We start from the raw sequence: 22,408 nt of genomic DNA, 5'->3' as shown, positions 1-22,408 counted from the left end.
GCAACGCGCCAAGCACCACGACGTCGGCAAAACGGTCAAACGCGCCGAGTCGATCAAGGAACACCAGGCCCGCCGAGGTTAAACGTCAAGCTGAGTCGGGGGGCGCCCTGCTGCCGTCCTCCGGTCACCCGTCGGCCACCCTCTCGCCAGGCCCCCGCCCGGCCCCCGGACGATCCTTGGGCGGTCCGCGGGCGGTCCTTGGGCGGTCCTCCAAGGTGACCGAACGCCGCCGCTCGACTCCGCTGGGTGATCGTACGGTTACCCGGTTGATCATCCAGGCCGTACGGTCGGTACTCACCCGCCGGCCACTGCCACCAGGTCGGGCCGGTGGTGGGAGGCGGGCGCCCACCACCGGCTCCGTTGTGGGGGTACGACAGATGTCCGTGGTCACGAAGTTCCGCTCGGCGGCGCGGCTGACGGGCGGTGGGGTCCTGCTCTGGTCGCTGCTCGGCCGGCTGCCGAACGCGATGTGCCCGATCGGAACCCTGCTGCTGGTCACCCGCAACACCGACAGCGTCTGGCGCGGTTCGGTGGTGGCCGGCGCGCTGGCCGTCGGCCAGGCGGCCGGCGGTCCGCTGGTCGGCCGGCTCGCGGACCGGCGCGGGCAGCGCACGGTCGGGCTGGTCACCGCGATCGTCAACACGCTGGCGCTCCTCGCCCTGGTCGCCGCCTCCGAGGGCGGACTGTCGCTGGGAGCGCAGATCGCGCCGGCCGCGCTGATCGGGCTCTCGGCCCCGCTGGTCGGTCCGCTGTCGCGCAGCCGCTGGGTCCGACTGGCGGACGGCGACGCCGAGTTGACGACCTCGATGCTCTCGCTGGACGGCATCGTGGACGAGATCAGCTTCACCGCCGGGCCGGCCCTGGTCGGCCTGCTCACCACCCTGGTCTCCCCCGCCGCCGGGCTGCTCACGGCGGCCGCGCTGGTCGGCGTGGGCGCCACCCTGTTCGCGCTGCACCCGACCGCGCCCCCCGGCACGGGTGGCGGCTCCCGACTGCGCCCCGCCGAGCGCCTGATGAGCACCCCGTACGTGCTGCTGCTCGCCGGAATGGCCCTGCTGGGCGCCTGCTTCGGCTCGGTCCAGGTCGGGGTCACCGCCACCACGGACGCGCTCGGCCGGCCCGGCGCGGCCGGGCTGATCTACGGTTTCCTGGGCTTCACCAGCGCCTTCGCGGGCATCGCCACCGCTGCGCTGCCGGCCCGCTGGGAGCTGCCGGCCCGGCTGCGGGCCGGGACGGTGCTGCTCTTCGCCACCTCGGTGCTGCTGCTCTTCTCCGGCGGCGGCGTGGCCGCCCTCACCGCCGCCATCGGCTGCCTGGGGGTGGCCGTCGCGCCGCAGATGATCACCATGTTCGGCCTGGTGGAGCGGACCGTACCGACCGCGCGGCTCGGCGAGGCGATGGCGGCACTGGTCAGCGCGATCATCCTGGCCCAGTCGGCCGGGACGTTCCTCGGCGGCTGGGCGGCCGACCACCTCGCGCCCGACGCGCCGTTCCGGATCACCGTCGTCGCCGCGGCGGCCGCCCTGCTGCTCGCGGCGTTCACGGCCACCGGCCGCCGCTACCCGCGCCGCGCCCCGGTCGCGGCCGGGGGTGCGACGGCCGGCGGTCCGGCGGCCGGCGGGGCCGCCCCCGTGCCGGGCACTGTGCCCACGTCAAAGACCGCCCCAAGCCGAGGCGGGGAATCCGCGCAGGACATGGAGCCGGCGCGTGCCCGCCGCGAAGAGAACGAGGAGCCCGTGCAGCCCTCCCGGGCGTAACCCCGGAGCCCCCACCACAGGTTAGGCTCACTCCCCGGTGCCCGCGCCGTACCGTCGCGCGGGCATCGGTGGCATCTGGACTGACGGACCGGGAGACGGGGGAACGGGGAACCATGAGCGACGGAGCAGCGCCGGGCGCCGGCGGCGGCGGGGACGGATACGGCGTCAGCGTGGCGGGTCTGAGCGGCGTCACGGAGCAGCTGAACAAGACGGCGACGGACATCGCGACGGCCAAGACCGCCTACGCCGGCTCGGTCTGCTACGCGTCCACCGCCTTCGGCGAGTTCGGCATGGACAGCGCGTGGGCCGCCTTCGACAGCGCCTGGTCGAAGGAGATCACCGTCACCCAGCGCGCCCTCGACGAGCTGTCCCAGAAGATGTCGACCACCACGGCGAACTACCGCAACGCGGAGAAGGCCATCACGGCCTCGCTGGTGCCGGCGGGTGGCGGCCGGTGAGCAAGGTCAAGGATCTGGAACACGCCCGGCACACCATCGAGAAGCTGAACCTCATGTTCGCCAACCTCCACCTGCTGGAGGGGATCGACCAGGCGCTGGCCGTGCCGGAACCGGTCGGCGACGCGGGTGCGGTGCGGGCCCGGGCCAAGGACTACGGGCAGGCGGCCACCGCCTTCGGCCAGGCCTCGCAGGACCTCTCGGGCATCGCCGTCAACCAGCTGCCCGCGGTCTGGACCGGCTCGGTGGCGGAGCACGCCACGCAGGCGATCCACGCGATGTCGGAGGAGACCACCACCTCCCAGGGGACGCTCGCCCAGGCGGCCGTGCTGCTGGACGGCTGGGCGAACGAGCTGGACTGGGCGAAGAAGCTCGACTCCCAGGGCCGTGAGCAGTTGCAGTCCGCCCGGGAGCGGGCCCGGAAGGACCCGGGCGGCTTCGACCAGGACGCGATGGCGACCGCGCTGGCCGGCGTCGACGCCCGGCTCGCGGCGGCCCGGCGGGTGGAGAGCAGCGGCACCAGCACCGCCAGCAAGCTGAACCAGCTGACCTCCGCGGCCCGTGCCTCGCGCGCCGGGATGGGCTCGATCGACCCGCTGGCGGCGGTGGTCCTGGCCACCGAGAAGAACCCCGGCTCGGGCGAGGACGGCGGCTACATCCTCACGCCCAACCAGCTCGACCGGGCCACCCAGACGCTCGGCGTGATGAACGGCGCCGACCAGGCGGCGTTCCGTGCCCTGCTGTCCGGCGCGAAGTCCCCCGAGGAGGCGGCCTACCTCTGGAAGGCGCTGGCCTCCGGGCACTCGGTGTCCGACATCCAGCAGTTCGACGCCCAGATCCACCCGCACGGCGACGACCCGGCCTGGCTCGCCAAGCACCTCGTGCCGGCGACCAGCACCGGCGACACCGGCCGGGAGTCCTCGGACAACATCGACGTCACCTACGGCGGCCAGAACGTCAACATCGACGGCTACAACGTCTATTCGCAGCGCAACGTCAGCGACTGCGTGGCGGCCTCCACGGTGATCGCCCAGGCCAAGCTGGACCCGCTGCTGATGTTCCAGCTGACCACCGGCGGCACACCGGACGCCCCCGGCGCCGACTCCCCGGAGAACTTCGAGAAGCGGCTGCAGGACACGTACGTCAACGAGTACAAGGACGGCCAGAAGGTCGACGGGAACAAGAAGGTCTACCCGCAGGTGGACAGCGGTCTCGGCTCCAAGGCCCAGACCTACCTGGCCGACAAGGACCTCGGCAAGGCCACCGGCGCCGACTACGAGCACGTCGAGCTGGAGAGCGACGAGGACCGCCGGGCGGCGCTGGCGCGGATCGAGAAGTCCGTCGACGAGGGCCTGCCCGTCCCGATCACCGTGCGCAACGACGACTCGGGCCACCAGATGATGATCATCGGGAGGGACGGTGACAAGCTGCAGGTCTACAACCCCTGGGGCTTCACCTCCTGGGTGACGGAGGACCAGTTCGTCAACAGCCAGCTCGGCGGACTGACCCCCGGCGAACACCCCCTGAACAAGTCGACCGCGCTGGAGCTGCCGAAATGACGAACGTCCGCCCGGACGCCGAGCTGGCGGACCTCGACGTCCCCGCCGCCATCACCCGTGGCCTGCTGCTCACCGGCGGCCCGCGCCAGGCCCTGTTCACCGAGGCCGCCATCGCCGCCGCGCACCGCGCGGAGGCGGCCGGCATCGGCCCGTACCCGCTGGGCTTCCTCGCCCAGCACGTCCGCGCCGGCGGCTTCGCGGCCGCCCTCGCGCTGCCCCAGCCCGTCATCGGCGAGCCCGGCCGGACCGTCGTCCGCGAGTGGTTGCAGGCCGCCGCCGCGAGCGGCGCCGACCTCGGGCGCGAGCACCTGTTCGCGCGCTGGCTGGCGGAGGTCGCGGCGCTGATCGAGCTGCGGCGCAACGCCCGCGAGGCGGGCAGCGCGTGACCGTCCGCTCCCTCCCCCGCCCGCTCGCCCTCGCGGCCGTCGCCCTGCTGGCGCTGGTGCCGGTGGCCGGCTGCTCCTCCTCCGGCGGTTCGTCGGCGGACAAGCAGCCGGACACCGTCCTGGCGCTGCCCGCCGACCTGGAGGCCGAAGCCGTGGCCGGTGGCAAGCCCGCCTTCGAGCCGGCCGACGTCCACCTGGCCGTCGGCGGCTCGGTCGGCGTCAGCCTGACCTCCGCCCCGCTCCCGCACGGCTGGCAGCTGTCCGGCGAGGGCGACCCGGCCGTCCTGCGCCGGGGCACCGACGCCAAGCTGAGCAGCTGCCCGCCCGACTCGGCCGGCTGCGGCCACACCGTCCGCCAGAGCTGGACCGCGACCGCCACCGGCAGCACCACGCTCAGCTGGCACTACGTCGACCGCGCCAGCTGCCGCGAGCCGGGCAACGCCGCCTCCTGCAAGGTGCTGGCGGTCAAGGACGTCCGGGTCACCGTCGGCTGAGCCGACCGGCTGCCGGCCCACCGTCGTGCTGCCGTCAACGCACCTCCGGCAGCGCGACGGTGACCACGGCGTAGGTCTCCCCGGGCCCCGGCGGGCGCGTCCAGGAGCGCGTGGTGAAGGTGTGCAGCCGGCCCTCGGTGAGGGCGAACCGGGGCAGGCTCACCCCGAACTCGGCGGCCACCGCCGCCAGCGCTCGCCGCTCGCCGGGCCGGCCGGCATCGCCCGGCAGCCCGGACGCGTCCCGGGGCTCCGGTGGGCGGCGGGGCTCCGAGTCGTGTCGCGGCCCCGAGTCGTGCCGGGGCTCCGATGATTGCCGGGCCCCGTGTCCGGGCGGCACGAAGAGGCTCGCCGGGTCGAGCGCGGGCGGTATCGCGCCGCCGGTGCGCACGTCGTCCGGGCCCCGGACGGTGAAGGCGTAGCGCTCCTCGCCGCCCTCGGCGACGGAGAGGTGGAACACACCGCGCTCCGGCTCCGACCAGACCACCACCGCCCGGCCGCCACCCCGCGAGGCGGCCGCCGCCGGGGACTCGAACCGGACCGAGTCGTAGGACGCCGGGTCCGCGTCGAAGGCGAAGCTCCACCCGGAGCCGCCCGCCCACCCGACCGCCGCCAACGCGCGGTCGTCGTACGTCGAACTCACCCCGCCGCCGTGCCGGTGGTGCCATGCCTCCTGGCTCCCCATCAGGGCGTTCAGGGCAGCGCCCTCGCCCCCCTCGGCGCCGAGGCGGGCGGGCAGCTCGTCCGGCGCCGCGCCCTCGACCAGGACGAAGCGGTACGACGCCCGGCGGCCACCGCCCGGCCGGGGGTCGACCAACCAGGCGAGGCCGTCCTCGTCGTGCCGCTCGGCGGACGGCTCGACCGACTCGGCCCGCTCCCCGGCGGGCACGCCGGCGGCCCTCGGGGTGGCGAGCAGCTCGCGCCCGCGCTCCGGGGTGATCATCGGCCCGAGCAGGGAATCCGCGAGCAGGCCGACCGGCGCGAGGTGGTCCGGCCCGAGCGGCTCCCACCGCGGGAGCGCGGTGAGCAGGGTGTCCCAGGCGGCGTCCGTCCCGCCCCAGCGGGCCTGCTCGCGCGCGCGGTCGACGGCCGCGCCGAACGGCCCGGCGGCGGCGTAGCGGAACGTCCGCTCCGTCACCTGCCGCAGGAGCTCGTCGGCCTCGGCCCGCGCCTGCTCCGAGGCGGGCCGCACCCGGTAGCCCCAGACCGTCGCACCCTGGTACGGCTGATGCTCCAGAGCCAGCACGGGGACCACCTCGGGAGCGTAGAGCGGGTCGGGCGGCAGCTCGCCGTACGTCACGGTGTAGGTCGTGCCCTGGAGGCGGCGCAGTTGGTCGAGCATGCCGACGGCCCGCGGCCGCCCGAAGTCCACCGCCTCCGCCAACGCCGCGGCCGCCCGCTCGTACTCCCCGCGCAGGGCGTCCAGCCGGGCGGCCTCGACGCAGGCGTCCAGCCGGCGGGTGGTGTCGTTCTCGAACACCCCGCCGTCGCGGGGGACGGCGAGCCGGTGGAACTCGCGGTACATCGCGACCATGAACTCCCGGAAGGAGCCGTACCGGCTGGGCGGACTGTGCGCCCACACCTTGTGGCAGTACACCGCCCACTCGCCGGCCTCGTCCACGTCCAGCGGATCGAGCAGGACGTACGTCAGGTCCGACTCCACGTCCACCTGGAGCGCGCGCTCCCACATGCCTTCGAGGGCGTCCTCGCCGAAGTACTCGCTGAACCCCGAGGAGTCCTCGTGCCAACGCGCGCCCTCGGTGCCGCCCAGCAGGTGGACGAACCCGCCCGCGTGCCGCCAGCCGTCGGTGACCTCCAGGAACTCCCGGTAGGAGGGCGGCAGCCGGCGACCCAGCCGCCGCTCGGCCGCCTCCAACCGCTCCGCGGTGGCCGGTTCGAAGCCCAACCAGCCCGCAAGCCGGACCGCTTCGTCATCCGGCCGCGGCGCGGCGGACTCGTCGGGCACGCCGGCCCACTCCTCGCTCCACCGGGTGAGGAAGGGGCGCCATGCGAAGGTCTGCTCGGTCATGGCGGTGATCCTTGCACGCACCACCGACAGTGCCGACGCGGCGTCAGTTTCCTGGTGGCGGGCGTGCATCGATCACCGCACAACGGCTGCTTCCGGGGGCCCGATTCCCTGTGCTGACGCCCCAGGAACGGCGGCATCCGCCGGGTCCGGACACCGAGGGGGAGTTCCGCCGTGGACGAGATCGCGGAGCCGGCGCGCGCAGCCGGCCCGACCAGCACCGGCCCGCCCCGCACCGGCCGGGTGAGCGCGGACGCCCGGCGATGACCACCCCCAAGCCCCAGCGGGGCGACATCCACCAGGACGCCCGGGCCGACGGGCAGGGGCGGACGTACCAGATCGCCGGGGACGCCCACTTCGGCCCGCCACCGCCGCGCCGCCGGGCCGGCAAAGTCCTCGCCATCGCCGTCACCGTCGTGGCCGCGATGCCGCTCGGATCCTTCCTCAGCGGCAAGTTCGGCCAGGAGGACTCCGGCGACCGGACCCGCACCGGGTCGGGCTCCGGGGCGACAGCGCCCCCGCCCTCGTCCGCACCCGTCGGCGGTGCCGCTCCGCCCGCCGTACGGTCACCGGGCCCGGCACCGGACCGCGAACGCTTCAACGGCGAGATGCGCCTGACCGGCATCGACCTCGACGCCTCACCGCCCGAGGTCACGGGGACGGAGTACCGCCCGGGCGGGTTCGCCGTCCTCTACCCCCATCTGACCGGCCAGGGCGCGATGGCCCTCAACACGCCCGGCATCACCCAGAACCGGGGCCCGGGTCTGGCCCTGTACGAGGCCTCGGGCAACCCCGCCGCCAGGACTGCGTCAACCGGCTCAAGGCGAACGGCACGGACAACCTCCCCGTCGAGGAAGGCACCCGGCTCTGCGTACGGACGGCGAGCGGTCGGGTCGGCCTCATCACCGTCAAGGCGTTCAACAGCGGCGGGGCGCTGGGGAGCGGCGCGTTCACGGGCGACGTCCTCATCCGGGAGGCCACCGGCTGACGCCCGGCCACCGGGGCTCGGGCAGTGGCGGCACTCCCCTGCTCAGCGGAACAGCGCGCGCAGCCCGACGACGACCAGCAGGACCGGTACGGCGCCCACCACCGCGGCGAGCGGGGCAAGACAGAACACCATGAAGCCGTCGGCCCCCGCCTCGCCGCGCCACGCCGAGCTGAACAGCCAGCCCGCCAGCGCCCCGCCCATGGCGAGCAGGATGACCGCGAAGATGCCGTACTCGAACACCGTGGACGGCGAGTCCTCGAAGGCGCGACCGGCCGCCAGCCGAACGCCGACCTCGTGGCCGGTGGGGTAGGACTTCTTGGCATCGCTCAAGGTGATCGTCCGCTCGGCCCGGGCCGCGCCGGCCGGCGTGTACCAGCCCTGGCAGTCGATGCCGGTGGCGTTGCCCTCGAGGTCCGTCGTCCCGTAGCACCTGGAGACGGCCACCACGCCGTCGACGGGACCGATGCCGGCCGCCGCCACCAGGCGCACACCCGCCAGGCACCACACCAGCCAGAACGTCCCGGCCAGCACCGCCACCCCGACCAGCAGGACGACGGCACTGAACACCCACCGCTCGCCTCGCCGCACGACTCCACCCCTCCCCGGCGCCGACCGTGACGGGGCCAACGTACCCGAATGGCACGACGGTTGACCCCGCCCGACCGATCAGGAACGGGCGGTCAGGCCGCGCGCCGACCGTGGGCGAGGAGCGGAAGGGCCCGCCCCGGATGGGCGAGCGCCTGCTGGACGCGAGCGTTCTGGGCGGGGCTCATGAGCGTGGACAGGCGGGCCGGGTCGGCGAACCGGGCACCGTGCAGGCCGCTGCGGCGCCGGGCCGGGACGGTCAGCCGCCGGGCGTCGCGGTCGGTGACGACCCCACCGTCGAACCCGGGTTCAACCGCTCCACGTCGCGGTCGGCGGGGATGAAGTCGACGGCGAGCAACTGATTCGGACGCCGGCACAGGCCGGTCTTGGCGTGGAGATGGCGGGCGGCCGCCAGATGCGGGGGGCTCGTCGCGGTCGGCGGCGCCACCCGGGAGCTGATGGCCGTCCAGGTGGTCCGGGTCGACGAGCAGGGCGTGACCGCTCGGATCGCGCGGGAGGACGAGGCAGCCGAGCCGGCAGACGGCCCCGTCCGCGACTCGAAGGACCCGAGCGGCCCCGCCCTCCTCTTCCCCGCCGACGCCTGGCCGTCCTTCGTCGCCGCCGTCCACGCGGGCGAGTTCGGCAGCATCTGAGCCACCGTCAGGCCCCGCCGCCCCCGATCGCGGGGCGGCGGGGCCTGCTCAGCCTCCCCGCCGGGTTCAGCCGGCGAGGTCGGCGCGGGTCATACCGGGCGGCTCTGCGCCCAGTCGTAGAGGCGGTGGGCGCTGTCGCCCAGGCGGGTGGCGTAGAGCGTCGCGGTCTGCCCGCCCGCGAGTTCGTCGGTGGTGGTGGTGACGCCGACGACGGTGCCGACGCCGGTCCGGGGGTCGAACTGGGCGAGGTGGGGGCCTCCGCTCGCGCCGTGCCCCATGTCACAGGCCTCGCCCCACAGCAGCGGGGCCTTGGGCCCGGGCTGCGCCGGTCCGGCACAGTGGATCATGCGCGAACCGGCGTACTTGGCCGCGGAGTTGTTGAGCCGGTCCTTCGGGTACCCGAAGGTGTGGACGAACTCGCCCTGCACGGGCTTGGTGAACGCGATCCGCTGGCTTCCCGTGACGTCCGCGATCCGTCGCCCCCCGGCCGACGGATTCGCCACGAGGATTCCCGTGTCGTGGCCGCCGAGAGCGACGTCGTCCAAGGAGGTCGTGCTCGGGTCGGCGTCCCAGCGGGAGGGAGTGGCCATGTTCTTGATGGTGAAGCCGCCGAGCGGCTTGGTTCCGTTGCGGTATCCGGGCACGAAGTAGAGGTTCTTCCTCCAGGTGTCGTCGGCGGCGGGATTCCCGATGGCCCGCAGACAGTGCGCCGCCGTGATGACGGTGCTGCGGTTCGCGCTGGTGACGACCGTGGCGGTGCAACTGCCGTCGTAGCCGTCGTCGAAGGTGAAGAAGAGCCGGCCGACGCTCTGGTTCACCGCCCCGCCGTGCGTCCACACGGCCCCGGGGTCCGGGGTGTTCGCGGGGAGCGGCCGCGGGTCGTCCGGCGTGTTGTCGTCCTCGGGGACGGGGGTGATCTCGGGGACCATCGCGCCGGCCATCCTCATCCGGTCGGGAGTCCAGTAGGCGTCGATCCGGCCGCGCTCCTGCGCGGTCGTGGCGCCGGCGTGCGTGGTGATGGGCTGCGTGGTCATGGGCTGCGTGGCGGCGGCCCCGTCCGTCGGCGCGGCACCCGGCCCCCCGGTGGCCCCCGCGGGCGTGGCGAGCGCGAGGCACGTGACCAGCACGGCTGCCGTCAGGGCGGCTCGGGCGCACGTTGCGCCGCGGATCCGGTCGTCGCGGCCATGGGTCCTGCTCGGTGTCTTCGACATGCCTGGCACGCTAGGGACGCGACGTCAGGGTCCGGTCAGGAGGGCGTTTCATCCGTCCATCGAGATCGTCCCGATCCCGCGAAGAGCGTCTCGTTCGTGTATCGGCCGCGAGGGTCCGCACCGGGAACCACCACCGCTCACCGGCCCTGCCGGAGACATCCGCCCGGCGACCTTCCCGTGGGCGTCGGTCGGCGGCGTGCTTCGGTGTGCGGTCGGGCCGCCGATCGGCCCTATCGGTGGCCCCGGGTGCGGGGCCGCCCGGCGGCGCTGCCGGGCGGGCCCGGCGAATCGCCGGAGGCCGCAGGAGAAGACGGCCGAGTACCGAGGAGCCGGCCGGGGTTCATGACGTGGACGGTGTCGCCCGCGCGGTCGAGATCGGGGAGGACCGTGGCGGCGGAGCGGGTACGGTTCCCCGGCGAATGGGCCGCCCTCCGGACCCACCAGGAGCCCTTGCCGGAGCACAACGGCACTCCCGGAGTGGGAAGTCGACGTGGCCGACTTCCCACTCCGGGGGCACCCCGCGTCAGAGCGCGCGCTTCAGCAGCGGCAGGAGCACCGCCCAGTGCCGGGCGTCCGCCTCGGCGTGGTACGCGGTGGAGTCGGCCTGGGTGAAGCCGTGCGGCGCGCCCTCGTACACCTCGCAGGTGTGGCGGACGCCGGCCTCCGTCAGGGTCTTCGCCAGGAGCTCGATCTGCTCGGCGGGCAGCGACGGGTCCTGGTCGGCGTGACCGAAGTACAGCTCGGCGGTGACCCGGTGGGCGGCCAGGTGCGGGCTGTCCGCGGCCTCGGTGGCGAGCAGGCCGCCGTGGAAGCCCGCCGCCACCGCGACGCGGTCCGGGTGGGCGGCGGCCGTGCGCAGCGCCAGGATGGCGCCGAGGCAGTAGCCCGTGATGCCGACCGGCCCGTCGACGGTCAGCGGGGAGCCGGCCAGCCAGCGGAGGTAGGCGTCGGCGTCGCGCACCGCGTCCTCGGCGGTGTGCGACCGCATGAGCGTGCCCAGCCGGTCGAGCAGGACGGGATCCGTGCCCGGGTCGATCAGCGCGGGCGGTTCGGGCAGCTCGACCAGCGGCGCGCGGCCCTGCCGGTAGAACACGTTGGGCAGCAGCACGGTGTAGCCCTCGGCCGCGATCCGGTCCGCCATCGACTCCAGGAACGGGCGCAGCCCGAACGCGTTCATGTACAGCAGGACGGCGGGGTGGGCGCGGCCGTCGTCCGGGTGGGCCAGGTAGGCGTCGGCGACGCCGTCGTCCGTCGGGATGTCCACGGCGGTGCCACGCACGGGGGTGCTCACGATGGGTGCTCCTCAGCTCGTCGTGCGGTCCTCGCCCCGCAGGCTACCGATCGTGCGCCGGGTATGACATGGCGCCAGGACGGCCGCCGGGCCCCGGGACCGGCTCCGCGCCACGTCCCGGGGCGAGCCGCGGGTCAGGCGCCCCAGCTGCGGCTGCAGAGCACCAGCCGGTACCCGTCCGGGTCGGCGACGGTCACGCCGAACTCGTCCCAGTAGGGGTTGTGCGCGGCGACCCGGGTGCCGCCGGCCGCCTCCAGCCGGGCCACGGCGGCCTCGTCGACCGGTGCGCCCAGGTAGACGACGAAGAGGTCGTCGACGGTCGGCGTCGGCTCCAGCGGGTGCTCCGGGTCGTGGGTGAGCTCGAAGTGCCAGCTGCCGCCGGCCGGGCCGACCATGAGCAGGTCGTGCTCGCCGGGGACGCGTTCGGTGGTGCGCCAGAGGATGTCGAGCCCCAGGCCGTCGACGTAGAACCGCTCGGCGGCGGCGAGGTTCCGGGAGGGGCGGGCGAGGCGCACCCGCATCGTCGAGTTGATCATGCGGGCGAGCGTACCCGGCGAGCGTACCCGGCGACCGACGGGCCGCCGCCGGTACCTCGGCCCCGGCCTCAGAGCCGCCGCAGCCGCTCCTCGTCCGAGGTCCGGGGGCAGGTGATGCAGGCGGAGTCCGGCCGGATCGCGTAGTAGAGGCAGCAGCCGAGCCGGGTGCGGGTCGGGTGGCTGCGACCGTCCTCGCCGTGCAGCAGCCGGAAGCCGGCGGCGCCGGGCAGCGGCTGGGTGGCGCCGGGCAGCACGGCCTCGGCGGCGGCCACGGCGGCGGTCTCCTCGCCGAGCATCCGGCCGAGGTACCAGACGGCGGAGGCCAGATCGTCCGTCACCATGCCCCACAGGGCCCGGGTGCCGCGCCGGGTCGCGCCGGAGAAGGCGGTGAGCAGCGGCTCCACGTGGGCGACGACGCCGGCCCGCAGCTCGGCGCGCAGCTCGTCGTCGCCCGGGAGGGTGGTGTGGGCGCGCGGGCGCAGCGCGAGGGCGCCGGTGGGGGCGTGCAGCCAGAGGTCCGTCCGGTCGATGACGGGCACCCGGCGGGCGAGGTACCAGGGGCCGGCGATCAGGACGCAGACCGACCAGAGGTAGTGGTGCAGCAGTCGGGACGCGGTGACGTGGGGGCGTGGGGCGCTGCCGTGTTCGGCGGTGATCCGCGCCTCCTCCCCGGCCAGCGCGTCGGCGAGCGCGATCGGATCGGCCGCCAGTTCGGCCGCGGAGTACCAGCCTTGGGCGCGCGAGGGGGTCGGATCGCCGTCCCCCAGGACGTCGACCCGCAGGGCCGGGCAGAGATTCAGCAGCAGCCGGTAGTCCGCGTGGAGCGGACATGGGGCGCATGGGGCGGCGGGCATGGGCGTGGCCCCCAAGATCATCGGCACTCCCGAGATCGACTAAGGTGAGGCTCACCTTATACGCGGTGCGCCCGCTGCTGATCGCCCCAGTCCTACTGCTCGTCGTGGTGGCGGAGGTGACGGGCCGGCGCCGTCGGGCGTGCCAGTGCGAGAGGGGACAGCGTGGGCGGCGACGGGGCGGGCACGGTGCTCGGTGTGGTGATCGCGGTGACGGGTGTGATCGGGTCTGTTCTGGTGGCTCGGGTGTCGACGCCTCGCCGCTCTTTGGAGTCGACCGCACCGTCGGAGGTTCCTCAGGTACCTGGGCACGACGAGCTACAGGCCAGCCCCGAGATCTGGCAGCACTTCAGTGGCCGCATCTCTGGCCTGGAGTCCAAGGTCGATCATCTGACTGATCTGGTGGAGCAGCAGACGGAGCGGGTCACGACGTTGACGCAGCTGGTTCGGATGGCGATGCGAATCGTGCGGCAGCAGTCCAGGACTCTGCGGCGCTCCGGGTTGCAGGACGAGCCAGTGCCGGACGTGCTGATCCCGTACAGCATCGAGTAGAACGCCCCCGCCCAGCACATAGCTGGGCGGGGGCGGGGGCGCTTCGTCGCGCCCCGGGGTCAGCTGACGCCCACCACATCAAGCGCCGCCGCCCACGGATACGTCGCCGAATTCCCAGTCCCCGGCGGATTCGGGACGAAGCCGCCCTCACCCAACCCCCGGGCCTGCGCGTCCCGAACCACAGACGGGTAAGACAGCACAGGAGGAGCAGCAGAGCCCGGCAGATACAGCACACGAGTCATGACGCCACCCAACCCGCCGGACCACGACGACCGCAAGTCCGGGCCAGGAGCGGTAAGTTCGGCATGGACGAGCAGACCACCGGCAAGCCACCTCCACCGTCCTCACGGCCATCGCCCGCGCCCTGGGCATGTCCGTCCCCGACCCGACCGGCCAGCCTTACGAGTACGAGCACGATTGAGCTCGGGGCGTGCTGGCCTGGCGATTCGGCTCGGGGTCGTTCAGCAGGCGGTCGCGCGGGCGAGGACGAGGTCGGTGCTGGGCATGTGGACGGTGGCTCGTTTCGCGGCCCGGTCGGAGACCAGGCCGCCGATCGCTGCCATGACCTCTGGGAGGTCCTGGCGTTGGCCGGTCCAGCGTTGCAAGGACCTCCACTGCTTCGGCTCGGCGATGGCGTGCTCGACCATGATCCGCCGTTGGGATTGGCGGTGCCGCGTGTTGGCGTAGAGGTTGCGCTCGCCGGGCCCGGCGTCCTGCCCGGGTTTCTTTGGCGGGGCGCTGACCTGGCCGGGGAAGTCGCGGGCCAGGCCGGTGTAGCCGGAGTCGACCTCGGCGCGGACGTTCGGGTGCAGCCGCAGCTGTTCCTCAATGCCTTCAGTACGGACCTGGGTGACGTCGTGCATCCGGCCGGGCCGGATGGCACCGAGCCACAGGCATCGGCCCTGCCCGTCGCTGATCACCACGGCTTTCAACGTGTTCTGCTTCTTCTTCCCCGAGATGTAAGCCTTGCGACCGGGTCGGTGCGCCTTCGGACGGCGGACCTGACCCTCGGTGCCGTCGATCCGCAGCGTGACCCCTTCGGCCTCGGCAAAGGCGAACACGTCCTCCAACGTCCGCAGGCGCACCCCGGAACGGTCCGGGACGGCGAACCTGCGGGCGGCCAGCAGGCCGCGGATCTCCCGCACGGCTCGGCGATCGTGAACCGGCTCGTCTGGTACAGCTCGGCCAGCGCCTGATGCGGCAGTTGGAACCGCAGCACGACCAGCGTCGCTATGACCCGGTCGACGAACACGAGATCATGGTCTGGTCCGGCGCCGGCCGCACGCAGCCGGTCGTGGACCCGGCGTCCGGACAGCGCACTGTCCCGCAGCGCCAACCACGGCTCGGCCAACTCGGCGATCAGCTCCGCCAGATGCTGACGGGAGACGCCGGTGAAGACAGGCTGCGAGAGGGCCGCGCGGGCCCAACCAGGCGTAAGCACCCCGTCATGATCGCGCAGCCCTGTGACAAGCCCACAGCCTCAACGCGCTTTCGCTCTCGTCGCTGTAACTGTCAGTGAGCCAGAGGGCTGGTCGCGGGTGTCAGCGCAGTGCGACCTCGCCTGCGTGAAGGACACCCATCACGCGCTCGACAGTCTCCTGGACTTCGCCGACCGGAGCCGCGTAGCCGATAGCGCCGCGCGCGGCTTCCTCACCGAGCACCCGGGTGATCACCCACGCGGCAAGATACTGCGATGCCAGGCAACCGCCCGCCGTGGCGATGTTCCCCACTGCGTGGAACGGTGCGTCCAGCACAGTAACGTCGCAGGCCTCGACGTAGGGCCGGCTCGTCATGTCCGTGCAGGCCGGCATCCCATCCAGCAAACCGAGTCGTGCAAGCACCAGCGCGCCGGAGCACTGCGAACCGATCAGCTGCCGCGACGGCTCGAGCCGCAGCATGGCGAGCATCCGGTTGTTGGCGACCACATCGCGCGTCTTCACTCCGCTGCCGATCAGCACAACGTCAGCCTCGGTGACGAACTCCATCGGACGCTGCCCGGTCACCTCGACTCCGTTCATCGACGTGACCACGGGCACGGGTGTAGTGATGAAGGCCTCCAGGCCGTCTTTGCGACACCGGTTGATCAGCGCTGAAGCGATGAAACTGTCGAGCTCGTTGAACCCGTCGAAGGTGACCACGGCTACCTGCATCGCAACTCCCTCAATGACGTCCGGGCATCAAGCCTCTCAAATGCGCCGAGCCCGAGTCACGGGCCAATCGGCGGCTGGTGGCTGCCTGCCACTGCTCTCGCAGTCCCAGACCTCCAGCACCGACCTCGTCCATGGCCGACCGCCAGCTGAACGCCCCGAGCTCAATCGTGCTCATCCTCGTAAGTCCTCCTGCGAGAGGTCTTGCTCTCGCCGGATGACCATGATCCGACGGCCTACCTGGAGTCGGAGGTGGTGGAGCCGGGCAGGGGTATCGGAGGGCGGCACATCTGGCTGCGTTGCCGTGATCATGGCCTGGTGTCAGCAGCAGGTCTGCAGCAATCTGGCAGGGTAAATGTCAGAATATGCCCGACTCGCCCACGCGCCCATATGCTTCCAATTCGAACATTCCATCACCACTCAGTAACGGCCGTAGCCGAACAAGCAGCAGATATGCAACGGTATGGCCCGGCCAGCGCCGGCAGGACCGCCAGGAATCGAACACTCGCAGCCGGCGCACCGGCGCATGCCCACAGGAACCACCGTGACTCAGCCCGACCTCTCCCCTGCCGACATCGAGCGCATCCGACTCGCAATCGCAAACCTCGCCGCAGCCGACGAGATGAACCTTGCCACCGCAGGCAACGCCTCACTCGTGGGGATGATCCTGCAGCTGCGTGGCTCCTTGGCGGACACGCTGGCATTCCTGCCCAGCCCTGACGACCGGCATAGCGGCTGACCTGCGACGTTCAGCGCACCTCAGGTAGACCCCTAACAACATTTGTCGCACCACGAGTTCCTCATGCACCCCCGGCCGGGCTTCCACTACCTGGACGAGCGCCTGGACGGGGAGGAGCCGGGCACGGACCGGGACGAGCACCCGGACGAGGAGCTGGACGGGGGCCGGCGGCTGACGGCTGACGGCGGCGTGCCGACCCTCGGCGGGGCCCGGCCGACGCGCGTTCCAGGGGCTGGCGAAGGTCCGGACCGCACTGACGTGCGAAAGTGGTAGCCAGCGAAGGGAGCGCGCAACGTGCTGATGGACAGGGTGGCGGAGATTCTCGCCGAGGCGTCTGCCGAGGTGGTGGAGCCGCGGTTCCGCGCGCTGGCCGCCGGCGAGGTGATGGAGAAGGCCCCCGGCGAGGTCGTGACCGTGGCCGACCGCGAGGCCGAGGTGATCATCGGGCGACGGCTGCGCGAGCTGCTGCCCGTCCCGGTGGTCGGCGAGGAGGCCGTCGCCGCCGATCCGGACCTCGCGCGGGCACTGCACTCCGAGCCCGCCGTCTGGCTGGTCGACCCGGTGGACGGCACCTCGAACTTCATCGCCGGCCGCCCCGACTACGCCGTGATGACCTCGCTGGTCCGCTCCGGGCAGACCGTCGCCTCCTGGATCTGGCAGCCGGCCACCGCCACCAGCTACACCGCCGAGCTGGGCTCCGGCGCCTGGCGCAACGGCCACCGCCTGACCCGGACGCCCGCGGCCGGCGGGCCGGCCGAGTGGCGCGGCGCGCTGAAGAGCCGCTTCCTGGAGCCGGAGCTGCGCCGGACGCTGGAGGAGAACGCGGCGGACGGCTTCGGCGAGATCACCCCCGGCCGGAACGCCGCCGGGGTCGAGTACCCGGACATCGCCGAGGGCGCGCTGGACTTCATCCTCTACTGGCGCACCCTGCCCTGGGACCACGCGCCCGGATCGTTGCTGGTCACCGAGGCCGGCGGGGTCTCCGCCCGGCTCGACGGCAGCCCCTACCGGCCGGAGGCCCCGGGCTGCGAGGACGGTCTGCTGGTCGCCGCCGACCCGGAGAGCTGGGAGCGCACCCGCGCCGTCCTGCTCGGCCGGTAGCGACCCGGCGGTAGCGACCCGGCGGTAGCGGGCCGCCGGTAGCGGGCCGGCGCCCGGCCGCCGGGCGGTGACCCGCTACCAGAGGACCGGGAGCCGCTCCGGCAGGCGCTTGATGAAGCCGGGCCGCCAGGCCAACTGCTCGACCGGCAGGGCGAGCCGCAGGCCCGGCAGACGCTCGACCAGCGCCGTGATCGCGATCTCGGCGTGCGTTCGGCCGAGCGCCGAGGCCGGGCAGAAGTGCCGGCCCGCGCCGAAGGCCAGATGCGGGTTGTCGGCCCGGTCGAGGTCGATCCGCTCCGGGTCCGGGAAGACGGCCGGGTCGTGGTTGGCCCCCTCGACCAGGACCAGCACCAGCTCCCCCGCCCTCACCAGTACCTCGCCGACCCGCACGTCCGCCAGCGCGATCCGGGGCAGCGCGTCGCCGATCGACAGGTTGACCCGCAACAGCTCGTCCACCGCCCGCCCGATCGCGGCCGGTTCCCGGCGCAGCCGGTCGGCCAGCTCCGGCCGGCGGACCAGCCGGATGACGGCGTCCAGCAGGAACGCGGAGGTGGAGACGGCGCCCGCGCCGAACAGCGAGAGCGCGACGGTGGCCAACAGCTCGTCGCCGACCCGCTCCGAGACGTCCGGGGCGCGCCGCAGTGCGGCGAACCGGCCGAGCAGGCCCTCCGTCGGCGCCGGGTCGGCGACGAGCCGCTCCCGCAGGTAGGCGAGGTCCTTGTACCAGTTGGGCGCGGAGCCCTCGAACGGCACCGGGCTGGTCAGGAAGGCGACGTCGATGCCCGCCATCAGCCGCCGCCAGTCCTCGACGGGCCTGCACTGCCGCCTGCTCGGCCTGCCCGTCCTCCGGAAAGGTATGTCCACGGAGGCTTTCCGGGGGCGGCCGAATATCCCCCGGACAGCATGTCACGCCAGTGTGCCTTCCTCCAATGTCCGCCCGTGAAAAGGGCTTTGTCTTGGCATCGGCAGGGCTCGGGCGCGCGGTCTAGTCGGCCGCGATGTCCCGGCCGGTCCGGACCACCCGGCGCAGCAGGGCGCCGACCTCGGCGGCGGTGGTGTGCGGATTGAGCAGGGTCAGCTTCAGCCGGACCCGGCCGGGGCCCTCGCCCGGCAGTTCGGTCCGGCCGACGACGGCGCGCCCGGTGCGCAGCAGGGTCCGGCGCAGCTCGCCGTTGACCGCGTCGACGGCCGCCCGGTCGGCCGCCGTCACCTCCGGACGGCTCGGCGGGCGGTAGCGGAACAGCACGGTGGTCAGGAGGGGTTCGGCGTGCAGCTCCAGCTCGGGCTCGGCCCGGACGGCCTCGGCGGCGTCCAGTGCCAGCTGGTGGCAGGCGTCGACCAGCCGGCCGAGCCCGGCGCGGCCGAGGGTGCGCAGCGTGACGGCGATCTTGAAGGCGTCGGCCCGCCGGGTGGTGCGCAGCGAGCGGCCCAACAGGCTGGGGTAGCCGGCCTGTTCGTCGTCGGCCGGATTGAGGTACTCCGCGCGCCGGGCGAGCGAGACGTAGGTCTCGGCGCGGCGGACCAGGAAGATCCCGGCGGCGGCGGGCTGCCAGCCGAGCTTGTGCCAGTCGAGCGAGACGGAGTCGGCACGGGCGATGCCGTCGAGCAGCGGGGCGAGGCGGTCGGAGAGCAGCGCGCCGCCCCCGTACGCGGCGTCGACGTGCAGCCAGGCGCCGTAGCGGGCGGCGAGGTCGGCGGCGGTGTGCAGCGGGTCGACCGCGCCGGTGTCGGTGGTGCCGGCCGTGGCCACGACGGCGATCGGGGTCTGGCCGGCCCAGCTGACCTCGGCCAGGGTGCGGGCCAGGGCGTCCGGGTCCATCCGCAGGTCGCGGTCGACGGGGACGGGGACGACGGCGCGTTCGCCGAGGCCGAGCAGCGCCGCGGCGCGCTGGACGGAGAAGTGCGCGGCGCGGGAGGCGATGATCCGCGGCACGACGCCGGACGGAATCCCCTCCAGCTCGACGATGCCGTCGAGCTTCTGGTCACGGGCCAGCATCAGGCCCATCAGGTTGGACTCGGTGCCGCCGGAGGTGAGCACGCCGGCCGCGGCGGCCGGGTCGTAGCCGACCAGCGCGGCCAGTTCGGCGAGCAGCGCCGTCTCCAGGGCCGTCGCGGCCGGGGCCTGGTCCCAGGAGTCCTGCGAGGGGTTCAGCGCGCTGACGGCGAGGTCGGCGGCGGCCGCGACGGCGAGCGGCGGGCAGTGCAGATGGGCCGCGCAGGCGGGGTCGGCCGGGTCGGCGGCCCCGTGGGCGAGCAGTTCGGTGAGCCGGGCGAGCGCCGACGCCCCGTGCGCCTCGGCCAGCCCCGCGACGGCCTGGGCGGCGAGTTCGCCGGGCCGGCCGGCGGGCAGCGGTCCGGCCCGGCGGGCGGCCCCGGCGGCCAGCGCGTCCAGCACCTCGGTGAGCAGCGGGGCGAGCGCCGCCGGGCCGCCGGGGCCGCCGGCCAGCGCGTCGGGGGCGGCCGGGGCGCCGCGGGGAACGGCGGCGAGCCGGGCGGACGGATCCGCGCCCGGGTGGCCGGTCCCTCCCCGGGTGGTCACCGTCCCTCCGCGGCGGCCGCCGCGACGGCGTCGGCGAGGCGGTCGAGCACGGCGGCCGCCTGCTCGTCGGTGATGGTGAGCGGCGGCAGCAGCCGCAGGACGGCGTCGTGCCGGCCGCCGAGTTCGACGATCAGGCCACGGGCCAGGCAGGCCTCGCGGACCTTGACGGCGAGCGCGGGCGCGGCCGGGCGGGCCCCGCAGGCGTCCGGTTCGGCGGTCGGGTCGACGAGTTCGACGCCCAGCATCAGCCCGCGGCCGCGCACGTCGCCGATCACCGGCAGTTCGCCGGCCAGCGCCCGCAGCCGCTCGGCCATCCGGGCGCCGACCAGTGCCGCCCGCTCGGCCAGGCCGTTCGCGGCCACGTACCGCAGGGTGGCCGCGCCGGCCGCCATGGCGAGGGTGTTGCCGCGGAAGGTCCCGGTGTGCGCGCCGGGCCGCCAACTGTCGTACTCCTCGCGGTAGACGACGACGGCGAGCGGCAGGCTGCCGCCGATCGCCTTGGAGAGCACCATGGCGTCCGGGACGATCCCGCTGTGCTCGACCGCCCACATCGCGCCGGTGCGGCCGACCCCGGTCTGCACCTCGTCGACGATCAGCGGGATGCCGCGCTCGGCGGTGATCCGGCGCATCGCGCGCAGCCAGTCGTCGGGGGCGGGGACGACACCGCCCTCGCCCTGGACCGCCTCCAGGATCATCGCGGCGGGCCGGACCACACCGCCCGAGGGGTCGTCCAGCAGCCGCTCGGCGTAGGTCGCGGCGAGCTCGGTGCCCGCCTCGCCGCCGACGCCGAACGGGCAGCGGTAGCCGTACGGGTAGGGCAGCCGGACCACGTCGCCGCCCCCCGGCAGGGGCTCCTTGACGGCGACGTTGCCGGTCAGCGCGAGGGCGCCGGCCGTCATGCCGTGGTAGGCGCCGGTGAAGGCGAGCGCGCCGGAGCGGCCGGTGGCGGTCTGCGTCAGTTTGAGCGCGGCCTCGACGGCGTCCGTCCCCGCCGGGCCGCAGAAGTGCACCCGGGCCTGCCGGGCGAACTCCTTCGGCAGGCTCTCGAACAGGGCGGTGGTGAAGTCGTCCTTCTCGGCGGTCGCGAGGTCCAGCAGGTGCAGCGGGGCACCGCTGTCCAGGGTGCGCCGGATCGCCTCCAGCACCACCGGGTGGTTGTGGCCGAGCGCGAGCGTGCCGGCCCCGGAGAGGCAGTCCAGGTAGCGGCGGCCGTCGGCGCCCTCGACCGTCATGCCGTTGGCGCGCACCGGGACGATCGGGAACGACCGGGCGTAGGTGCGGGCGGCGGACTCGCGGACGCGCTGGCGGCGCAGGATGGCGTCGCCCGGGGCCTGGGCGGGGACGGCGGCGGACCCGGGGGCGGGGACGGCGGCGAGCGTCAAGGCGAACTCCCAATAAGTTAGGTAAGCCTAACTTTACTTCCCTGACCTGGCCGGACGGGCCCCGGGGGGCCAGAACCACCCGGGCGGGTGACGCGGCGTCCGCCTGCCCAACGAGCGAACGGCCCGCGGGTCACGGTCCGCGCGCTACTCTCGCCCCCATGCCGCCCACTCCCGCACCCGCGCCCCCACCCGGCACTCCCGACGCCGAGCACGCCGCCGAACTGGCCCGCACCCGCGCGTTCTTCGCCACCCGCGCCGCCGACTGGGACGCCAAGTTCCCCGACGACGGCCCGCGCTTCGCCGCCGCGATCGCCACCCTCGGCCTGCGCCCGGGCGACCGCGTCCTGGACGCCGGCTGCGGGACCGGCCGCGCACTCCCCCTGCTGCGCGCGGCCGTCGGACCCGAAGGCCGGGTGATCGGCGCCGACGTCACCCCCGAGATGCTGCGCGTGGCCGACGCCCGCCACCACGGCACCGCCGCCCTGCTGACCGCCGACTGCGCCCGGCTCCCGCTGGCCGACGCCTCCCTGGACGCCGTCTTCGCCGCCGGGCTGATCTCCCACCTGGGCGACCTGGACGGCGCCCTGCGCGAACTCGCCCGCGTCACCCGCCCCGGCGGCGCGCTCGCCCTCTTCCAGCCCATCGGCCGGGCCGCGCTGGCCGCCCGCCACGGCCGCGAACTCACCCCCGAGGACCGCCGCGCCGAGCCCAACCTGCGCCCGCTGCTGACCGCCACCGGCTGGCGGCTGGAAAGCTGTACGGATACGGACGAGCTTTACCTCGCACGGGCGACCCGGGTCAACCCGTAGTTGACACTGCCGGTGGTAACCTGGCCGCATGTCCGAGCAGATGGATGCCGCGCCGACCTCGCGCCCGGTGAAGAAGTACAGCGTCTCCATGCCCGAGGACGTCGCCGAGGAGGTCCGCGCCCGCGTGGGCAAGGGCTCGTTCAGCGCCTACGTCACCGCAGCGGTCAGACAGGCGATAGAGCGCGAGCACCTTGCCGAACTCGTCGACGACTACGTGCGTCGCAATGGCGAGATCCCCGAAACCGCCCGGGCCCAGGCGGCCCGCGAGGCCGAGGAAGCGGAGCGGAGGTACGCACAGTGGCTCGCCGAACAGGTGACCAGCGAGTCCCTGGCAAGCTGACGCCGGGGGC

At 74.0% G+C, this 22,408-nt stretch carries 23 protein-coding genes; 12 read left to right on the top strand and 11 right to left on the bottom strand.

Annotation, left to right across the window (positions count from 1 at the left end; genetic code table 11):
- Positions 1 to 377: 377 nt before the first annotated feature.
- From ACIQTO_RS31175 to ACIQTO_RS31155, 5 genes are all read left to right on the top strand, one after another.
- Positions 378 to 1,757, top strand: coding sequence for an MFS transporter (locus ACIQTO_RS31175; RefSeq protein WP_402395048.1), 1,380 nt, complete (start codon positions 378 to 380; stop codon positions 1,755 to 1,757).
- Between the two features lie 113 nt (positions 1,758 to 1,870).
- Positions 1,871 to 2,215 (top strand): type VII secretion target, encoded by a 345-nt coding sequence (locus ACIQTO_RS31170; protein ID WP_402395045.1) that lies wholly within the window; start codon positions 1,871 to 1,873, stop codon positions 2,213 to 2,215.
- Positions 2,212 to 3,771, top strand: a complete 1,560-nt coding sequence (locus ACIQTO_RS31165; protein ID WP_402395043.1) for a hypothetical protein — start codon at positions 2,212 to 2,214, stop codon at positions 3,769 to 3,771. Before ACIQTO_RS31170 ends, ACIQTO_RS31165 begins: the two co-directional genes overlap by 4 nt.
- On the top strand, positions 3,768 to 4,157 hold the full coding sequence (locus tag ACIQTO_RS31160) for a hypothetical protein (protein WP_402395040.1): 390 nt from the start codon (positions 3,768 to 3,770) through the stop codon (positions 4,155 to 4,157). The genes ACIQTO_RS31165 and ACIQTO_RS31160 overlap by 4 nt, the downstream gene beginning before the upstream one ends.
- On the top strand, positions 4,154 to 4,651 hold the full coding sequence (locus tag ACIQTO_RS31155) for a hypothetical protein (protein WP_402395038.1): 498 nt from the start codon (positions 4,154 to 4,156) through the stop codon (positions 4,649 to 4,651). Before ACIQTO_RS31160 ends, ACIQTO_RS31155 begins: the two co-directional genes overlap by 4 nt.
- A gap of 34 nt (positions 4,652 to 4,685) precedes the next feature.
- Here ACIQTO_RS31155 and ACIQTO_RS31150 read toward each other — a convergent pair whose 3' ends face one another.
- A complete protein-coding gene (locus ACIQTO_RS31150) occupies positions 4,686 to 6,677 on the bottom strand; it encodes an SMI1/KNR4 family protein (protein ID WP_402395036.1) in 1,992 nt (663 codons plus the stop codon).
- Between the two features lie 1,027 nt (positions 6,678 to 7,704).
- The gene (locus tag ACIQTO_RS31145) at positions 7,705 to 8,229 is read right to left on the bottom strand and encodes a hypothetical protein (RefSeq protein WP_402395033.1); all 525 of its coding nucleotides are present in this window, start codon (positions 8,227 to 8,229) and stop codon (positions 7,705 to 7,707) included.
- A gap of 161 nt (positions 8,230 to 8,390) precedes the next feature.
- On the opposite strand from ACIQTO_RS31145, the gene ACIQTO_RS31140 reads away from it, so the two are divergent.
- Together ACIQTO_RS31140 and ACIQTO_RS31135 are read left to right on the top strand one after the other, a co-directional pair.
- Entirely contained in the window at positions 8,391 to 8,609 is a 219-nt protein-coding gene (locus ACIQTO_RS31140) for a hypothetical protein (protein ID WP_402395030.1), read from the top strand.
- A 96-nt stretch (positions 8,610 to 8,705) separates the two neighbouring features.
- Entirely contained in the window at positions 8,706 to 8,900 is a 195-nt protein-coding gene (locus ACIQTO_RS31135) for a DUF397 domain-containing protein (RefSeq protein WP_402395027.1), read from the top strand.
- Between the two features lie 89 nt (positions 8,901 to 8,989).
- Here the strand turns inward: ACIQTO_RS31135 and ACIQTO_RS31130 are convergent, their stop codons facing one another.
- From ACIQTO_RS31130 to ACIQTO_RS31115, 4 genes are all read right to left on the bottom strand, one after another.
- Positions 8,990 to 9,934, bottom strand: a complete 945-nt coding sequence (locus ACIQTO_RS31130) for a trypsin-like serine peptidase (protein ID WP_402395023.1) — start codon at positions 9,932 to 9,934, stop codon at positions 8,990 to 8,992.
- 700 nt (positions 9,935 to 10,634) lie between these two features.
- Positions 10,635 to 11,402 carry a dienelactone hydrolase family protein gene (locus ACIQTO_RS31125; protein WP_402395020.1) on the bottom strand — a complete coding sequence of 256 codons (768 nt, stop codon included), beginning with the start codon at positions 11,400 to 11,402 and terminating at the stop codon, positions 10,635 to 10,637.
- Between the two features lie 134 nt (positions 11,403 to 11,536).
- Positions 11,537 to 11,938 (bottom strand): VOC family protein, encoded by a 402-nt coding sequence (locus ACIQTO_RS31120; protein ID WP_402395018.1) that lies wholly within the window; start codon positions 11,936 to 11,938, stop codon positions 11,537 to 11,539.
- Between the two features lie 68 nt (positions 11,939 to 12,006).
- The gene (locus ACIQTO_RS31115) at positions 12,007 to 12,792 is read right to left on the bottom strand and encodes an iron-sulfur protein (protein WP_402395016.1); all 786 of its coding nucleotides are present in this window, start codon (positions 12,790 to 12,792) and stop codon (positions 12,007 to 12,009) included.
- A gap of 162 nt (positions 12,793 to 12,954) precedes the next feature.
- On the opposite strand from ACIQTO_RS31115, the gene ACIQTO_RS31110 reads away from it, so the two are divergent.
- Positions 12,955 to 13,341 (top strand): hypothetical protein, encoded by a 387-nt coding sequence (locus ACIQTO_RS31110; protein WP_402395013.1) that lies wholly within the window; start codon positions 12,955 to 12,957, stop codon positions 13,339 to 13,341.
- A gap of 461 nt (positions 13,342 to 13,802) precedes the next feature.
- Here ACIQTO_RS31110 and ACIQTO_RS31105 read toward each other — a convergent pair whose 3' ends face one another.
- Both ACIQTO_RS31105 and ACIQTO_RS31100 read right to left on the bottom strand, forming a co-directional pair.
- Positions 13,803 to 14,426 (bottom strand): transposase family protein, encoded by a 624-nt coding sequence (locus ACIQTO_RS31105; protein WP_402395010.1) that lies wholly within the window; start codon positions 14,424 to 14,426, stop codon positions 13,803 to 13,805.
- Between the two features lie 456 nt (positions 14,427 to 14,882).
- Entirely contained in the window at positions 14,883 to 15,491 is a 609-nt protein-coding gene (locus ACIQTO_RS31100) for a DJ-1/PfpI family protein (RefSeq protein WP_402395008.1), read from the bottom strand.
- 541 nt (positions 15,492 to 16,032) lie between these two features.
- Between ACIQTO_RS31100 and ACIQTO_RS31095 the strand changes: the two genes are divergently transcribed.
- Both ACIQTO_RS31095 and ACIQTO_RS31090 read left to right on the top strand, forming a co-directional pair.
- Positions 16,033 to 16,227 (top strand): hypothetical protein, encoded by a 195-nt coding sequence (locus ACIQTO_RS31095; protein ID WP_402395006.1) that lies wholly within the window; start codon positions 16,033 to 16,035, stop codon positions 16,225 to 16,227.
- Between the two features lie 300 nt (positions 16,228 to 16,527).
- On the top strand, positions 16,528 to 17,328 hold the full coding sequence (locus tag ACIQTO_RS31090) for an inositol monophosphatase family protein (RefSeq protein WP_402395070.1): 801 nt from the start codon (positions 16,528 to 16,530) through the stop codon (positions 17,326 to 17,328).
- A gap of 75 nt (positions 17,329 to 17,403) precedes the next feature.
- Here ACIQTO_RS31090 and ACIQTO_RS31085 read toward each other — a convergent pair whose 3' ends face one another.
- The 3 genes from ACIQTO_RS31085 to ACIQTO_RS31075 all read right to left on the bottom strand — a co-directional run bounded on the left by ACIQTO_RS31085 (position 17,404) and on the right by ACIQTO_RS31075 (position 21,249).
- Positions 17,404 to 18,117, bottom strand: a complete 714-nt coding sequence (locus ACIQTO_RS31085; protein ID WP_402395003.1) for a cytochrome P450 — start codon at positions 18,115 to 18,117, stop codon at positions 17,404 to 17,406.
- Positions 18,118 to 18,313: 196 nt separating this feature from the next.
- Entirely contained in the window at positions 18,314 to 19,774 is a 1,461-nt protein-coding gene (locus ACIQTO_RS31080) for a pyridoxal phosphate-dependent decarboxylase family protein (RefSeq protein ID WP_402395067.1), read from the bottom strand.
- 89 nt (positions 19,775 to 19,863) lie between these two features.
- Positions 19,864 to 21,249: a diaminobutyrate--2-oxoglutarate transaminase gene (locus ACIQTO_RS31075; RefSeq protein WP_402395000.1), complete on the bottom strand. Its 1,386-nt coding sequence runs from the start codon at positions 21,247 to 21,249 to the stop codon at positions 19,864 to 19,866.
- 158 nt (positions 21,250 to 21,407) lie between these two features.
- Between ACIQTO_RS31075 and ACIQTO_RS31070 the strand changes: the two genes are divergently transcribed.
- Positions 21,408 to 22,058: a class I SAM-dependent methyltransferase gene (locus ACIQTO_RS31070; protein WP_402394998.1), complete on the top strand. Its 651-nt coding sequence runs from the start codon at positions 21,408 to 21,410 to the stop codon at positions 22,056 to 22,058.
- 28 nt (positions 22,059 to 22,086) lie between these two features.
- Complete coding sequence (locus ACIQTO_RS31065) at positions 22,087 to 22,398, top strand: hypothetical protein (RefSeq protein WP_402394995.1); 312 nt, start codon at positions 22,087 to 22,089, stop codon at positions 22,396 to 22,398.
- The last annotated feature ends 10 nt before the right edge of the window (positions 22,399 to 22,408 follow it).

Origin of the sequence: Kitasatospora sp. NPDC091207 (assembly GCF_044768625.1) — a bacterium.
Classification (GTDB): Bacteria; Actinomycetota; Actinomycetes; order Streptomycetales; family Streptomycetaceae; genus Kitasatospora.
This window is presented reverse-complemented; position numbering and strand designations above follow the sequence as displayed.

What these genes read in the sequence shown, in the direction of transcription:
- ACIQTO_RS31175 (WP_402395048.1), top strand. Translation starts at nt 378, where the DNA reads ATGTCCGTGGTCACGAAGTTCCGCTCGGCGGCGCGGCTGACGGGCGGT.
- ACIQTO_RS31170 (WP_402395045.1), top strand. Translation starts at nt 1,871, where the DNA reads ATGAGCGACGGAGCAGCGCCGGGCGCCGGCGGCGGCGGGGACGGATAC.
- ACIQTO_RS31160 (WP_402395040.1), top strand. Translation starts at nt 3,768, where the DNA reads ATGACGAACGTCCGCCCGGACGCCGAGCTGGCGGACCTCGACGTCCCC.
- ACIQTO_RS31150 (WP_402395036.1), bottom strand. Translation starts at nt 6,677, where the DNA reads ATGACCGAGCAGACCTTCGCATGGCGCCCCTTCCTCACCCGGTGGAGC.
- ACIQTO_RS31140 (WP_402395030.1), top strand. Translation starts at nt 8,391, where the DNA reads ATGGGCGAGCGCCTGCTGGACGCGAGCGTTCTGGGCGGGGCTCATGAG.
- ACIQTO_RS31135 (WP_402395027.1), top strand. Translation starts at nt 8,706, where the DNA reads ATGGCCGTCCAGGTGGTCCGGGTCGACGAGCAGGGCGTGACCGCTCGG.
- ACIQTO_RS31130 (WP_402395023.1), bottom strand. Translation starts at nt 9,934, where the DNA reads ATGACCACGCAGCCCATCACCACGCACGCCGGCGCCACGACCGCGCAG.
- ACIQTO_RS31120 (WP_402395018.1), bottom strand. Translation starts at nt 11,938, where the DNA reads ATGATCAACTCGACGATGCGGGTGCGCCTCGCCCGCCCCTCCCGGAAC.
- ACIQTO_RS31115 (WP_402395016.1), bottom strand. Translation starts at nt 12,792, where the DNA reads ATGCCCGCCGCCCCATGCGCCCCATGTCCGCTCCACGCGGACTACCGG.
- ACIQTO_RS31100 (WP_402395008.1), bottom strand. Translation starts at nt 15,491, where the DNA reads ATGCAGGTAGCCGTGGTCACCTTCGACGGGTTCAACGAGCTCGACAGT.
- ACIQTO_RS31090 (WP_402395070.1), top strand. Translation starts at nt 16,528, where the DNA reads ATGGACAGGGTGGCGGAGATTCTCGCCGAGGCGTCTGCCGAGGTGGTG.
- ACIQTO_RS31085 (WP_402395003.1), bottom strand. Translation starts at nt 18,117, where the DNA reads ATGGCGGGCATCGACGTCGCCTTCCTGACCAGCCCGGTGCCGTTCGAG.
- ACIQTO_RS31070 (WP_402394998.1), top strand. Translation starts at nt 21,408, where the DNA reads ATGCCGCCCACTCCCGCACCCGCGCCCCCACCCGGCACTCCCGACGCC.
- ACIQTO_RS31065 (WP_402394995.1), top strand. Translation starts at nt 22,087, where the DNA reads ATGTCCGAGCAGATGGATGCCGCGCCGACCTCGCGCCCGGTGAAGAAG.